This is a genomic window from Kribbella sp. NPDC056345, from assembly GCF_042262745.1.
Taxonomy (GTDB): Bacteria; Actinomycetota; Actinomycetes; order Propionibacteriales; family Kribbellaceae; genus Kribbella.
The window spans coordinates 207,909-221,587 of record NZ_JBHJQQ010000002.1 but is presented as its reverse complement, the minus strand read 5'-3'; the positions used below and the strand labels follow the sequence as shown (position 1 = coordinate 221,587).

16 protein-coding genes are annotated in these 13,679 nt (G+C 69.4%); 6 read left to right on the top strand and 10 right to left on the bottom strand.

What is annotated here, in order from left to right; genetic code table 11:
* Window positions 1-18 precede the first annotated feature (18 nt).
* Both ACFCV3_RS06840 and ACFCV3_RS06835 read left to right on the top strand, forming a co-directional pair.
* Window positions 19-411, top strand: a complete 393-nt coding sequence (locus ACFCV3_RS06840; RefSeq protein ID WP_376026866.1) for a phage holin family protein — start codon at window positions 19-21, stop codon at window positions 409-411.
* Window positions 412-524: 113 nt separating this feature from the next.
* Window positions 525-1,313 (top strand): alpha/beta fold hydrolase, encoded by a 789-nt coding sequence (locus ACFCV3_RS06835; RefSeq protein ID WP_376026864.1) that lies wholly within the window; start codon window positions 525-527, stop codon window positions 1,311-1,313.
* Here ACFCV3_RS06835 and ACFCV3_RS06830 read toward each other — a convergent pair.
* Genes ACFCV3_RS06830 through nth form a run of 6 tightly spaced genes read right to left on the bottom strand, consistent with a single transcriptional unit; the run spans window position 1,306 to window position 5,754 of the window.
* Window positions 1,306-1,917, bottom strand: a complete 612-nt coding sequence (locus tag ACFCV3_RS06830; RefSeq protein ID WP_376026863.1) for a hypothetical protein — start codon at window positions 1,915-1,917, stop codon at window positions 1,306-1,308. The two genes, ACFCV3_RS06835 and ACFCV3_RS06830, sit on opposite strands and share 8 nt — an antisense overlap.
* 1 nt (window position 1,918) lies before the next feature.
* The gene (locus ACFCV3_RS06825; RefSeq protein ID WP_376026860.1) at window positions 1,919-2,413 is read right to left on the bottom strand and encodes a SigE family RNA polymerase sigma factor; all 495 of its coding nucleotides are present in this window, start codon (window positions 2,411-2,413) and stop codon (window positions 1,919-1,921) included.
* Window positions 2,414-2,463: 50 nt separating this feature from the next.
* Window positions 2,464-3,636: a MarP family serine protease gene (locus ACFCV3_RS06820; protein WP_376026858.1), complete on the bottom strand. Its 1,173-nt coding sequence runs from the start codon at window positions 3,634-3,636 to the stop codon at window positions 2,464-2,466.
* The gene (locus tag ACFCV3_RS06815) at window positions 3,633-4,403 is read right to left on the bottom strand and encodes an NUDIX hydrolase (RefSeq protein ID WP_376026856.1); all 771 of its coding nucleotides are present in this window, start codon (window positions 4,401-4,403) and stop codon (window positions 3,633-3,635) included. The genes ACFCV3_RS06820 and ACFCV3_RS06815 overlap by 4 nt, the downstream gene beginning before the upstream one ends.
* Window positions 4,400-4,966 (bottom strand): TlpA family protein disulfide reductase, encoded by a 567-nt coding sequence (locus ACFCV3_RS06810; protein WP_376026854.1) that lies wholly within the window; start codon window positions 4,964-4,966, stop codon window positions 4,400-4,402. Before ACFCV3_RS06810 ends, ACFCV3_RS06815 begins: the two co-directional genes overlap by 4 nt.
* Window positions 4,963-5,754, bottom strand: a complete 792-nt coding sequence (gene nth / locus ACFCV3_RS06805) for an endonuclease III (RefSeq protein ID WP_376026852.1) — start codon at window positions 5,752-5,754, stop codon at window positions 4,963-4,965. The genes ACFCV3_RS06810 and nth overlap by 4 nt, the downstream gene beginning before the upstream one ends.
* A 134-nt stretch (window positions 5,755-5,888) precedes the next feature.
* Here nth and ACFCV3_RS06800 point away from each other — a divergent pair, with 134 nt between their 5' ends.
* The gene (locus ACFCV3_RS06800; protein WP_355466031.1) at window positions 5,889-6,566 is read left to right on the top strand and encodes a Crp/Fnr family transcriptional regulator; all 678 of its coding nucleotides are present in this window, start codon (window positions 5,889-5,891) and stop codon (window positions 6,564-6,566) included.
* Here ACFCV3_RS06800 and ACFCV3_RS06795 read toward each other — a convergent pair.
* From ACFCV3_RS06795 to ACFCV3_RS06780, 4 genes are all read right to left on the bottom strand, one after another.
* Window positions 6,563-7,342: an MBL fold metallo-hydrolase gene (locus tag ACFCV3_RS06795; RefSeq protein WP_376026849.1), complete on the bottom strand. Its 780-nt coding sequence runs from the start codon at window positions 7,340-7,342 to the stop codon at window positions 6,563-6,565. The two genes, ACFCV3_RS06800 and ACFCV3_RS06795, sit on opposite strands and share 4 nt — an antisense overlap.
* On the bottom strand, window positions 7,339-8,184 hold the full coding sequence (locus tag ACFCV3_RS06790) for an NUDIX hydrolase (RefSeq protein WP_376026848.1): 846 nt from the start codon (window positions 8,182-8,184) through the stop codon (window positions 7,339-7,341). Before ACFCV3_RS06790 ends, ACFCV3_RS06795 begins: the two co-directional genes overlap by 4 nt.
* A gap of 133 nt (window positions 8,185-8,317) precedes the next feature.
* Window positions 8,318-8,776 (bottom strand): RidA family protein, encoded by a 459-nt coding sequence (locus tag ACFCV3_RS06785; protein WP_376026846.1) that lies wholly within the window; start codon window positions 8,774-8,776, stop codon window positions 8,318-8,320.
* Window positions 8,773-8,934 carry a DUF4177 domain-containing protein gene (locus ACFCV3_RS06780; protein WP_132413438.1) on the bottom strand — a complete coding sequence of 54 codons (162 nt, stop codon included), beginning with the start codon at window positions 8,932-8,934 and terminating at the stop codon, window positions 8,773-8,775. The genes ACFCV3_RS06785 and ACFCV3_RS06780 overlap by 4 nt, the downstream gene beginning before the upstream one ends.
* Before the next feature lie 61 nt (window positions 8,935-8,995).
* Here ACFCV3_RS06780 and ACFCV3_RS06775 point away from each other — a divergent pair, with 61 nt between their 5' ends.
* The 3 genes from ACFCV3_RS06775 (at window position 8,996) to lon (ending at window position 13,613) form a co-directional block, all read left to right on the top strand.
* Window positions 8,996-9,946, top strand: coding sequence for an ArsA-related P-loop ATPase (locus ACFCV3_RS06775; protein WP_376026844.1), 951 nt, complete (start codon window positions 8,996-8,998; stop codon window positions 9,944-9,946).
* Window positions 9,947-10,058: 112 nt separating this feature from the next.
* Entirely contained in the window at window positions 10,059-11,174 is a 1,116-nt protein-coding gene (locus ACFCV3_RS06770; RefSeq protein WP_376026843.1) for an ArsA family ATPase, read from the top strand.
* Window positions 11,175-11,261: 87 nt separating this feature from the next.
* Complete coding sequence (lon, locus tag ACFCV3_RS06765; RefSeq protein WP_376026840.1) at window positions 11,262-13,613, top strand: endopeptidase La; 2,352 nt, start codon at window positions 11,262-11,264, stop codon at window positions 13,611-13,613.
* Window positions 13,614-13,679 lie beyond the last annotated feature (66 nt).

Below are 13,679 nucleotides of genomic sequence, written 5' to 3'. Positions count from 1 at the left end.
ACGCACGGAAGGAGCACCATGAGCGTGGACGAGCCCACGGTCGGTCAGCTGGTCGCGAAGGCCAGCAAGGATCTGTCCGACCTGGTCCGCAGCGAGGTCGAGCTGGCCAAGACCGAGCTCAAGAAGACCGCGGTCGCGGCCGGGACCGGTGCCGGAATGTTCGGTGGTGCGGCCTTCCTGGGGTTGCTCGCGATCGTCCTGCTGTCCATCGCACTGGGCTATGCCTTCGTGGCGATCGGCCTGCACCCGGCGCTGGCGTTCGTGGCCGCCGCTGTGGTCTATCTGCTGATCGCGGCCGTGCTGGTGCTGCTCGGCAAGCGCGCGCTCGGGAAGGCGAAGGGCCCGGAGCGGGCGATCGAGACCTCGAAGGAGTCGGTCGAGGTGCTCAAGGCGATCGGCAAGGGCGACTGAGCCCGGCGGGTGTCGTCGACCTGCTGGTCGACGGGCCTTGGTCGCACTCGCTGGTCGCGGCCAACGGGGCGCGGTTCCACGTCGCCGAGTGCGGAGCGGCCGATGATCCGCTCGTGCTCTTCCTGCACGGGTTCCCGGAGTTCTGGTGGGCCTGGCGGCATCAGCTCCCGGTCGTCGCGGCGGCGGGCTATCGCGCGGTCGCGATGGACCTGCGCGGGTACGGCGCGAGTGACAAGACACCTCGTGGTTACGACCCCTACACCGCGGCCGCTGACGTCTCGGGCGTGATCCGCTCACTCGGCGCCACCGATGCGGTGATCGTCGGCCACGGCTGGGGTGGCTTCATCGGCTGGTCGGCCGCCGTTCTGGCACCGCGTCAGGTCCGCGCGCTCGCGGCCGTGTCGGCCCCACATCCGTTGCTGCTGGCGCGATCCGGGCAACGGCGTGCACTAGCTCGTACGGCGTGGTTCCAGCTCCCCGTGCTGCCCGAACGACGGTTGCTCGCGCAGGACGGCGTACATATCGAGCAACTGCTCCGCGATTGGGCGGCACCGGGTGGTTCGTTCCCGGATGCGGAGGCGTCGCGGCGGTATCGCGCCGCGCTGCAGGTGTGGCCGGCACCGCATTGTGCGCTCGAGTACCACCGCTGGTTCGCCCGATCCCGCTTCCGCCCCGACGGCCGGAAGTATTCGGCCCGCATGCGCACGCCGGTCGCCGTACCGGTGCTGCAGATCAACGGAGCGCAGGACCCGGCCGTCTCCCCCACCGCAACGACGCCGCCGGAGTTGGTGACGGCGCAACTGCGGCACGAGCTGATCACTCCCGCCGGTCACTTCCCCCACGAGGAGACCCCGGACCTGTTCAACACCCAGCTCCTGGACTGGCTCAGCGCCATCAGCTGACGCTGACGCTGAAGGACTTGAAGGTCGTGCAGCCGTAGGTGATGGTGACCTTGATCGTCCGCCGCGACTTTTCCTGCCTGATCGGGAGGACCATCACCTCGGCAACATCCCTGGGGCAGGCCGACGGGTTGCCTTCGGCCCAGGCCACCGATGGCAGATCGCGCAGGTCCTCGGTGATCTGCTGCCGTTCGGCCGCATCGGGGACGATCGCCACCGAGGCTTCGGTCTGCAACCGATCGGACCGTAGCGGCGGACTGCTTCTGGGACCCGATGTGGCGTCGTAGAGGCGGACGGCCTTCCAGCCTCCAGCCGGTTCGTGCTCTTGGGCGATCCGGCGGACCGCCATCGCCCAGAGAGCCGCATCCGACGCATGTGCGACCGATGCACCCGGTGGCGTCGAGGCGGCCACGGGCGGCGGCTGCTCGGAGTGCCGAATGGTGGACACGCTGCCGGCCACGACTGCCAGTACGGCGGCCGCTGCGACCAGCACCGGCACGAGCGGCCGGCGCTTCGTTGCTTTGGGCAAGCTGTTGGTATCCGCCTCGTGGTCGGCGAAGGTCTCCCGGAGGAGGTCGCCGAGCTGGTCGTCGGTGAGCTTGGGCATATCAGTCTTCCTCCTCGGTGGAGAGATGGTCGCGCAGGTTGGCCAGGGCCCGGGATGCGTTCGACCGGACCGTGCCGGCGGCAACACCGAGGATCCCGGCGATCTGGTCGTCGGCCAGGTCCTCGTAGTACCGGAGGACCAGTACGGCGCGTTGCTGCTTCGGCAGAGTCGTCAGCAACTGCCAGGTCGCGTCCTTCAGCGCCTGGCGGGAGCCGATGTCCTCGTCGGACGGTCTGTCGACCGGTTCGGCGAGTGGGACCTCGCGGTTCTTGAGGATCCGGCGCCAGCTCAGGAACTCGTTGACCACCATCGTCCGCAGGTAGGCCTCGGGATGGTCCAGGCCGCTGATCCGGTCCCAGCGCCGGTGCGCCCGGGCGAGCACGGTCTGCACCAGGTCCTCGGCGCTGTGCAGGTTCCCGGTCAGCATCAGGCCGAGGCGGATCAGCCGACGCTCGGTCGCGCGCACCAGCTCGTCGTACGTCACCGTTCCGTCCATGGTTGCCGTCACACTCCTCGAACGCGGCGGCAGGGCGGATCTGCTGCGTCTCAGGTGCAGGTTTTTGTGGAAACCTCTTGCGTGGCGGTCGAGCCCTCGCGGGCGTCGTCGGCGACCTGCTCGGCGGTCAGCACGTAGCCGGTGCGGTTGTCCTCGACCGACGCCGCGAAGACCACGCCGTACACGGTGCCCTTCGAGGACAGCAGCGGGCCGCCGGAGTTGCCCGGGCGGACCGAGGCCCAGATCGAGAAGGCCTGCCGGGTGACCGTGCGGTCGCCGTAGATGTCGGGGCCGCGCAGCCGCTCCTCGGAGCGGATCCGGGCCGGCTCGGAGTCGAAGGGACCGTTCTCCGGGTAGCCGAGGACGACGGCCGGGTCGTCGGCCTTCGCGGTGAAGTCGAACTGCAGCGGCTTGATCTCCAGCTTCGGCACGTAGAGGACGGCGATATCGACCTCGGGATCGAACAGTACGACGTTCGCCTCGTAGGACTTGCCGTTCACCTCGACCTGCGGTGCGCTGACGCCGGCGACCACGTGCGCGTTCGTCATCACGCGTTGCGGGGCGTAGACGAAGCCACTGCCCTCCAGACCGCGCGAGCAGTTGGCCACGCCGGTGACCTTGGCGATCCGGCTGTAGGCCTGGCGGACCGCGGGCTGCCGGGCGATCGCGCTGTCCGGCGGCTGCGTGTCGCGGATCCGCTCCGGCACGAACGGGTCGAGGAAGCGCGGGAACAGGTCGGTGTTCACCACGTCGTTGAAGGCCTGCAGCGCCTTGTCGGCGCCGGCCGGCAGCACCTGGTCGACCTTGGCCAGCACCGCGGAACCACGGACCGCGGACGTGACGCTGGGGATTCGCGCACCGCTGACCGCGACGCCGAGCACCCAGGAAACGATCAGCACCGAGGCGGCGGCCAGTACGGCGCCGCCGAGCGCGTCGACCGCCTTGACCGGGCTCCAGGAGATCTTGTTGCGCAGCTTCGACCCGACGATGGCGCCGACCGTCCGGCCGATCGAGGCCAGGATCACCACCAGGACCAGGGCGGCGAACGACACCGAGACGCTCGGTGAGAAGTTGTCCAGCACCCGCGGTACGCCCCAGACGCCGATCGCGGCGCCGCCGAGCAGCCCGAGGGTGGCACACGCACCCAGCACGAATCCTTCGATGTACCCCGAGATCGCCACCAGCAGGGTGACGACCAGCAGCGCCCAGTCGAGGTTGCTCACTCCACGTCCTCCGGATCGTTCCCGTCCGTCCGGCCGAGGTCGTGCTCGATGGCGGTCATCCGCCGCACGTCCTCCGACCGGCGGCCCTCGCTCCGCCAGGCCGCCTCCACCAGTCGGTCGGGTAAAGGTACGACGTTCGAGGGGTCCCAGTCGCGCGCCCAGCCGCCGAGCATCAGCAATTTGTCCAGCAGCCCGGCGGTAAATCCCCAGACGAACAGGTCACCGACCAGGAAGGCCGGCCCGGTGAACCCGGATGGGTGCCGGCAGGTGACCCGGAGCGCCGGGTCGGCCAGCGTCTGCACCGGGACGGTCAGCACCGAGGCCACCTCGGCCGGATCCACCACAGCCACCGGGGACGGCGTCCGCCACCAGGCCAGCACCGGCGACACGCCGAAGTTGCTGACCGGAACCCAGAGCGCGGGCCAGATCGCGAACGGTACGACGCCGGCCGGATCCAGCCCGGTCTCCTCCCAGGCCTCGCGCAGCGCCGTCCGGATCAGCCCGGTCTCGCCGGTACCGTCCTCGGGATCGACGCCGCCGCCCGGGAAGGCGATCTGACCGGCATGTTTGCGCATCGTCCAGGACCGCTCGGTGAGCAGCACCTCGGGACCGTCGTTGCCTTCGGCAAGCAGGATCAGGACGGCCGAGCTCCGCACCGACGGGTCGTCGGGCGGCAGGAAGCGGGACAGGACGTTCGGGTCGACGTCCGCGGAGGCCTTCGCCAGTGGGTGCAGCCAGTCCGGGATCTGCAGGTCGTCGAACGTCACAGCTCGACCCCCAGCCGCTCCCGCACCAGCTGGTCGAGCTGCTGCTGCGAGGTCAGCACGCCGTTGTGCAGGGTGAACCTGCCGTCCTTGTCGACGAACACCGTGACCGGCGGGCCGGTGACCTTGAACGTCTTCCGCACCTGTTTGTCCAGGTCCACCACGTGCGGGTAGCTCAACTCGCGGTCGAGCGCGAACTTCACCGCCAGCTCGGGGCGCGGGTCGGCGTAGTCGATCCCGAGGATCCGCAGTTTGCCCGCCGCCTTCTTCTGCAACTCCGCCAGGTACGGCGCTTCGTCGCGGCACGGCGGACACCACTGGGCCCACACGTTGATCACCAGCGGCCCCCGCAGATCGGCGAGCCGGACATCCGGTCCACTGCCGAGACAGGGCAGGCTGATATCCGGCAGGCCGTTGCTCACCGGCGGCCGGGACTCGGTCGGTGGGCAGGCAACCAGCTTGTCGGCTCCGGGAACCGCGGTCCGCCCGGCGCCCGGCGTACTGGCTTGTGGTCCGCAGCCCGCCAGCACCGTGAGCAGAACGGCGGCCGCCAGCGCGCGCCTCACGCGGCCGGGACCTTCACCAGCTTCGCGGCGGACTCGTAGTCGGTCGGACCGGCGCCGTACGACGGGCACCACTGGGCGATCGGGCAGGCGCCGCAGGCGGGCTTCTTCGCGTGACAGCGGCGGCGGCCGTGGAAGATCAGCCGGTGCGAGAGCATCGTCCAGTCCTTCTTCGGGAAGAGGGCGCCGACGATGTGCTCGACCTTGACCGGGTCCTCCTCCTCGGTCCAGCCGAATCGGCGGACCAGGCGGCCGAAGTGCGTGTCGACGGTGATCCCGGGGACGTCGAAGGCGTTGCCGAGGACGACATTCGCGGTCTTGCGACCGGTGCCAGGGAGCTTCACCAGCTCCTCGAGCTTGCCGGGGACGACCCCGTCGTACTCGTCGACGAGGACCTGGCCGAGCTTCATCACGCTGTTCGTCTTGGCGCGGAAGAAGCCGGTCGGCTTCAGGATCGCCTCCATCTCCTCGCGGTCGGCCTCGGCCATCGCCTGGGCGGTCGGATACTTCGCGAAGAGCGTCGGGGTGACCTTGTTGACCATCACGTCGGTGGTCTGGGCCGACAGGATGGTGGCCACGAGCAACTCGAGCGGAGTCGTGAAATCGAGCTCACAGTGCGCGTCCGGATACGTATCGGTGAGCACTTTGTGCATCTTCCGGGCCCGCCGGACGAGCTGGCTGGACGTCTCACCGGTGAACACCGGAGGTTTGCGAGGTAGCTTCAGCGTCACCGTCTCCAACGCCCCGGGGACGGGGTGTACGACGGGTTCCGCGACACGCTGGGATGGCATGCAGGCCAGCCTACGTGGCGGGGCCGACACTGGAGGGGCTACGGTTTTGGGGCGAGCGGGTGGATACGCTCATCTCGCCGGGTGGGGTGATCCCCCGTCCGTAGTCGTGGTCGAAGGTCCTAGGAGGCCCCAAAGTGGATGCCACAGTGATCAAGCAGGCGCCGCTGTTCAGTCAGCTCGACGACGAGGCAGCCGACGCGCTGGCCGCGTCGATGACGGAAAGCCGGCTGCGCCGTGGCCAGGTGCTGTTCCACGAGGGCGACTCCGGGGACCGGCTGTTCATCGTCGTCGAGGGCAAGGTCAAGCTCGGCCGCACCTCCGCCGACGGCCGGGAGAACCTGCTCGCCGTCCTCGGCCCGGGCCAGATGTTCGGCGAACTGTCGCTGTTCGACCCCGGACCGCGCTCGTCCACCGTCACCGCCGTCACCGACGCGTCGATGATGTCCCTGACCCACGACGAGCTCCTGCGCTGGCTGGCCGGCCGCCCCGAGGTGGCCCGCGGCCTGCTCCTGCAGCTCGCCTCCCGCCTGCGCAAGGTCTCCGACGTCGTCGCCGACCTCGTCTTCTCCGACGTCCCCGGCCGCGTCGCCAAGGCCCTCCTGGACCTGGCCAGCCGCTTCGGCCGCACTGCCGACGACGGCGTCCACGTCCACCACGACCTCACCCAGGAGGAGCTGGCCCAACTCGTCGGCGCCTCCCGCGAAACGGTCAACAAGGCCCTCGCCGACTTCGCCTCCCGAGGCTGGGTCCGCCTGGAGCCCCGCTCCGTCGTACTCCTCGACGTGGACCGGCTGCAGCGCCGCGCCCGCTAGCTCTCGTTCAGGTAGTCCAGCTGGGCCCGCACGGAACGTTCCGCGGCGGGCCAGAGGCTGTGGTCGACGTCTGCGTAGACGTGCTCGACGACGGCCTCCGCTGTGGTGTGCCCGGCGGCGAGTGCTTGGCGGACTTGTTCGAGGCGGTCTTTGCGGTGGTTTAGGTAGTGCGTCAGGACCTTGCCGGGGTCGGTGATGACTGGGCCGTGGCCGGGGAGGAGGCGTTCCAGGCCGGCGGCGGAGTTGGTGAAGGCGAGGAGTTTTTCGAGGGAGTCGAGGTAGGGGGCCAGGGCGCCGTCGGGGTGGGCTACGACGGAGGTGCCGCGGCCGAGGACGGTGTCGCCGGTGAGAAGGGAGCCGTCCTGGGGGAGCCAGAAGCAGACGGAGTCGAGGGTGTGGCCGGGGGTGGGGAGGACTTCGACGCGGAGGCCGTCCGCGGTGATGACGTCGCCTTCGGCGAGGCCGTGGGCCGGGTCGGTGGGGAGGCGGAAGGCGGGGTCGACGGCGCGGACGCCGCAGCCGGCCTGGTTGGCGAACCAGGCGGCGCCTTCGGTGTGATCAGGGTGCTGGTGGGTGAGCAGTACGACGGCTACGTCGCCGGCTGCGTCCAGTACGGCGCGGAGGTGGTCCTCGAGAAGGGGGCCGGGATCGACCACCACGGATTGGGTGGCACCCGGAGCGCGGAGGATCCAGGTGTTTGTGCCCTCGAGCGTCATGGGCCCCGGGTTCGGCGCCAGGACGCGGGTTGCGTAGTCGGTGACTCGTTCGGCGGTCACGGCATCTCCAGGGCGGTGTTCTCGAGGTACGCGAGGTCGGCTTCGATCCGCAGGGTCGGCATGATCACGGGGATTTCACGGTCGCCGACTGCGGCCAGGGCGGATGCGACGTCGCCGTACGGCGTGAGGTCGGCACAGCTGAGGTACGTCGGGGGAAGCATCAGGACCGAGCCCGCATCGGCGGCCGCGACCGCGTCGGCGGGGCGGAGCCAGGCGACCTGGTCGGACTCGCTGGTGACGTCGCGGGTGATCTGGCCGGGCGGGAGGGCGGCGACGAAGAAGGCGGTGTCGTAGCGCTTCGGTTCGAACTCGGGGGTGATCCAGTGCGCCCAGGCGCCGAGCAGGTCGGCGCGCAGGACCAGGCCGCGGCGGTGCAGGAAGTCCGCGAAGCCGAGCGAGCGGGTCTCCAGGGCGACCCGGTCGGCCTCCCAGTCGTCCCCGCTGGTGTCTGCGACCACGGTCTTGTCGGACGGGCCGGCCAGGAGTACGCCGGACTCCTCGAAGGTCTCGCGTACGGCGGCAGCGACGTACGCGGAGGCTGTTTCCGGGGAGCACCCGAGCCGGGCCGCGAACCACGATGGCGGCGGACCGGACCACGAGTCGGCGACGGTCGCGTCGGTCGGGTCGACCCGGCCGCCCGGAAAGACCGTCATACCGGCCGCGAAGGCCATCGACAGCTGCCGGCGGAGCAGGTAGACCTCCGGCCCGGCGGGGGTGTCGCGGAGCAGGATCACGGTCGAGGCAGGGCGTGGTTCGGACGGAGTTCGCGCTTCCCGGACGTGGGTCAGAGCCGCCTCGGCCATCCGGCCGGTCAGCGGCTCTGACCTCAGATCGCGGACCACGTGCTCAGCCTCCAACTACTCAGCCCTCATTTCACTGGCCGGCCACCGAAATTGGGGGTTCTACACCGTTAACCACGGTGGAGAACCCCCAAACTCAGTGCCTAGCCAGCCAAATTGCGGTGGTGGGGCGGGGTCAGACCTCGACGATGAGTTCTACCTCGACGGGGGCGTCGAGGGGGAGGACCGGTACGCCGACGGCGCTCCGGGCGTGCTGACCGATCTCACCGAAGACGGCGCCGAACAGTTCCGAGGCGCCGTTGGCGACCTGGGGCTGGCCGGTGAACTCCGGGGTGGAGGCGATGAAGGCGACGGCCTTGACGATCCGCTTGATGTTCGCCAGGTCGCCGATCTCGGCCTTGACCGCGGCCAGGGCGTTCAGCGCGCACTGCTGCGCGCATTCGCTCGCGACCTCGGGGGTGACGGCGTCGCCGACCTTGCCGGTGGCGATCAGGGTGCCGTCCCGCAGCGGCAGCTGACCGGACGTGTAGACCAGGTTGCCGGTCCGGACGGCCGGGACGTAGGCGGCGACCGGCTTGGCCACCTCCGGCAGCTTCAGGCCGAGTTCGGCCAGCTTCTCCTCGGGGTGGCTCACTTGGACTCGATCTCCCGCTTGAAATAGGCGACCAGGTTCTCCGGGTTCATCCCGGGGACGACCTGGACCAGCTCCCAGCCGTCCTGGCCGAAGTTGTCCAGGATCTCCTTGGTCGAGTGGACCAGCAGCGGCGCGGTGAAGTACTCGAACTTCTTCATGAGGGCGACTCTAACGGCAGCGGGAGCGGTGTGCCGTGGGCCACGTCCTACTCTGGTCTCTATGGCGCGACTCCATGTGGTCACCGGCAAAGGAGGCACCGGGAAGACGACCGTTGCCGCCGCCATGGCGCTCGCGCTGGCCGGACAGGGTCAGCGGGTGCTGCTGGTCGAGGTCGAGGGCCGCCAGGGCATCGCCCAGCTCTTCGACGTACCGCCCCTCCCGTACGTCGAACGCAAGATCGCGACCGGGGTCGGGGGCGGCGAGGTGTTCGCGCTCGCGGTGGATGCCGAGGCCGCGCTGCTCGAGTACCTCGACATGTACTACCACCTGGGTCGCGCCGGGAAGGCGCTCGACAAGGTGGGGGCGATCGACTTCGTGACCACGATCGCGCCCGGGCTGCGGGACGTACTGCTGACCGGGAAGGTCTACGAGGCGACCCGGCGCAAGGCGCACGGGAAGCTCGCGTACGACGCGGTCGTGCTGGACGCTCCGCCGACCGGGCGGATCGGGTCGTTCCTGAACGTGAACCACGAGGTCGCCAACCTGGCCAAGGTCGGGCCGATCCGGAACCAGGCGGACGCGATCATGGGGATGCTGCGGTCGGACGTGACGCGTATCCACCTGGTCACGCTGCTGGAGGAGATGCCGGTCCAGGAAACGCTGGACGCGGTCGAGCAGCTGGAGGCGCTGGATCTGCGGATCGGTTCTGTAGTCGTCAACATGGTTCGGAACAGTCCGTTGGACGATGAGGCGCTTGCCCTTGCGGTGAAGGAGAAAATCCCCGCCACCGAGCTGAGCAAGGGACTGCGGTCGGCGGGTGTTGCCGTGCGCAAGGAGTTGGTGGCGACGCTGGCGGCAGAGGCGCGGGATCACGCAGTGCGGGTCGGGCTGGAGCGCGAGAACCGCGACCGGATAGATGCCTTAGGCAAGCAGGTCACCGAGCTGATGCTGCAGCCGGAAGGAATCGATCACGGGACGTTGATCGACATCGCCGAGGAGTTCCGCGCATGAGCGGGGGCGGAGGGGTTTCGAGCGCCGACCGGACGAGCACCAGGAGCGCGAGCTGGATGCGTGGAGCCGGGCGGATCGTCCCCCCACCCACCACCCCCGAGGGGATCGCGCGATGAGTGCACTGGATCTGGATGCGTTGATCGACGACCCCGGTACGCGGATTATCGTCACCTGCGGGTCCGGTGGGGTCGGGAAGACTACGACCGCGGCGGCGCTTGGGTTGCGGGCGGCGGAGCGGGGGCGGAAGGTCGTCGTACTGACGATTGATCCGGCTCGGCGGTTGGCGCAGTCGCTCGGGCTCACCGAGTTGGACAACACGCCTCGGGCGGTCGCCGGGGTGGGGGGTGACGGGCGGCTGGACGCGATGATGCTGGACATGAAGCGGACCTTCGACGAGGTCGTGCTCGCGCATGCGACGCCGGAGAAGGCCGAGCAGATCCTGGCGAACCCGTTCTACCTGGCGTTGTCGTCGTCGTTCGCGGGGACGCAGGAGTACATGGCGATGGAGAAGCTCGGTCAGCTGCACAAGCAGGCCGAGGCGTCCGGCGACTGGGACCTGATCGTCGTGGACACCCCGCCGTCGCGGTCCGCGCTGGACTTCCTGGATGCGCCGGAGCGGCTCGCGTCGCTGCTCGAGGGCCGCTTCCTGCGGCTGCTGCTGGCGCCGGCCAAGGGACCGTTCCGGCTGATGTCGACGGCGGTGAACATGGCGATGTCGGTGATGAACAAGGTCCTCGGCGCGCAGGTGCTGACCGACGTGCAGACGTTCGTGGCCGCCTTCGACACGCTCTTCGGCGGGTTCCGGGCGCGTGCCGACAAGACGGTCGCGCTGCTCCGGGAGCCGCACACGGCCTTCCTCGTGGTCGCGGCTCCGCAGAACGACGCGCTCCGGGAGGCGTCGTACTTCACCGAGCGGTTGCGCGCGGAGAACATGCCGCTGGCCGGCGTCGTACTGAATCGGGTGACGAACTCGGACGCCACGGATCTGTCGGCCGAGCGGTCGCTGGCGGCCGCAGAGAAGCTGGAGGAGGCGGACAAGTCGCCGCTGACAGCCGCGCTGCTCCGGCTGCACGCGGACAAGATGCAGCAGGTGGTCGCCGACCACAAACGCGCCGACCGCTTCAAGCGCGGCCACCGCTCGATCCCGACCGTCGAGGTACCGGCCCTGGCCGACGACGTCCACGATCTCACCGGTCTACGCCAGATCGGCGACCTGCTCACAGCCTGATTTCACCGTCAGCGAACGGCGGGAATGCCCAGGTGGGGCCACTGGTTGAGCCTGTCAGACTCAATCTTTGGATAAGGGTGTGACAGCGTGACCGATACGTTGAATCTTCCGGTTCTGCCGCTGGACGACATCGTCGTTCTCCCGGGAATGGTCGTGCCGGTCCGCCTCGCCGACAGCGAGGCGCGAGCGGCCATCGATGCCGCACAGGCCTCGGGCCAGGACCAGGTGTTGCTGGTACCGCGGCTGGACGGGAAATATGCCAAGGCCGGGACGCTCGGCGAGATCGAGCAGATCGGCCGGCTGCCGGGCGGAGCCCAGGCAGCAGTGATCCGCGGTACGGCGCGGGTCCTGATCGGCGCCGGGACCACCGGTCCAGGTGCCGCCCTCTGGGTCGGCGCGACCCAGCTGCACGAGATCACCGACGCGCGGTCGGCCGAGCTGGCCCGCGACTACAAGTCCCTCACTACCTCCGTGCTGGAGCGCCGTGGCGCCTGGCAGGTCATCGACTCGGTGAAGCAGGTGAACGACCCTGCGGAGCTGTCCGACCTGGCCGGCTACGCGTCGTACCTGAGCAACGAGCAGAAGTCCGAGCTGCTGGAGAACGCCAACGTCTCCGAGCGGCTGGAGAAGCTGATCGGCTGGGTGAAGGACCACCTGGCCGAGCTCGAGGTCTCCGAGACGATCCAGAAGGACGTCCAGGAGGGCATGGAGAAGCAGCAGCGGGAGTTCCTGCTGCGCCAGCAGATGGCCGCCATCCGCAAGGAGCTGGCCGAGCTGGACGGCAAGGCCGAGTCGGAGGAAGAGGACTACCGGGCCCGCGTCGAGGCCGCTGACCTGCCGGAGCACGTGGCCAAGGCCGCGCTGGCTGAGGTCGACAAGCTCGAGCGGACGTCGGACCAGTCCCCGGAGGTCGGCTGGATCCGCACGTGGCTCGACACCGTGCTCGAGGTTCCGTGGAACGAGCGGACCGAGGACGGATACGACCTGCGCGAGGCACGCGCCGTGCTGGATGCGGACCACGCTGGTCTGGACGACGTCAAGGAGCGCATCACCGAGTACCTGGCTGTACGGCGTCGCCGTGCGGACCGCGGTCTGGGTGTCGTCGGCGGTCGCCGCAGTGGCGCCGTGCTGGCGCTGGTCGGGCCTCCTGGTGTGGGTAAGACCTCGCTGGGTGAGTCCGTGGCGCGAGCCATGGGCCGCAAGTTCGTCCGGGTCGCGCTGGGTGGCGTCCGGGACGAGGCCGAGATCCGCGGGCACCGGCGGACGTACGTCGGCGCGCTGCCGGGCCGGATCGTCCGGGCCATCACCGAGGCCGGTTCGATGAACCCCGTGGTGCTGCTGGACGAGATCGACAAGGTGGGTGCGGACTACCGGGGCGACCCGACCGCTGCCCTGCTGGAGGTCCTCGACCCGGCGCAGAACCACACCTTCCGGGATCACTACCTGGAGGTCGAGCTGGACCTGTCCGACGTGGTCTTCCTGGCCACGGCGAACGTGCTGGACTCGATCCCCGGTCCGCTGCTGGACCGGATGGAGCTGGTGCAGCTCGACGGGTACACCGAGGAGGAGAAGGTCACCATCGCCCGTGACCACCTGCTTCCGCGACAGCTGGAGCGGGCGGGCCTGACGGCGGACGAGGTCTCCCTGGAGGAGTCGGCGCTGCGGTTGCTGGCCGGCGAGTACACGCGAGAGGCCGGCGTACGGCAGCTCGAGCGGTCCATTGCTCGGGTACTGCGGAAGGTGACCTCGAAGATCGCTCTCGGAGAAGAGGTCGGTGCGCTGACCATCGCCGACAAGGATCTGAAGGGCTACCTGGGCTCACCGCGGTTCACACCGGAGTCTGCGGAGCGTACGTCGCTCCCCGGCGTCGCGACTGGATTGGCGGTGACCGGTGCGGGTGGTGACGTGCTCTTCGTGGAGGCGTCGCTGGCCGACAAGGAGACCGGCGCGACCGGAGTCACGTTGACCGGGCAGTTGGGTGACGTGATGAAGGAGTCGGCGCAGATCGCTCTGTCGTACCTGCGCTCGCACGGTGCGGAGCTGGGGCTGCCGGTCGGCGATCTGGCCGAGCGGAACGCCCACATCCACGTACCGGCCGGTGCAGTCCCGAAGGATGGACCTTCGGCCGGTGTGACGATGACGACGGCGCTGGCCTCGCTGCTCTCCGGACGGCCGGTCCGGTCGGAGGTCGCGATGACCGGTGAGGTGTCGCTGACCGGGCGGGTCCTCCCGATCGGTGGCGTGAAGCAGAAGCTGCTCGCCGCACACCGGGCCGGGTTGACCACGATCCTGATCCCGAAGCGCAACGAGCCCGACCTGGACGACGTCCCGGAGTCGGTGCTGGCGGAGCTGACCGTGCACCCGGTGAGCGACGTACGGGAAGTGCTGGATCTGGCGCTGGAACCGGCACAGGTGAACGCGCGGCAGTACGCCGCCTGAGACCGCCGTACCGATGAGGGCCCGAGCAGCTGCTCGGGCCCTCCTTCTTTAGGATGAACTTTGTCC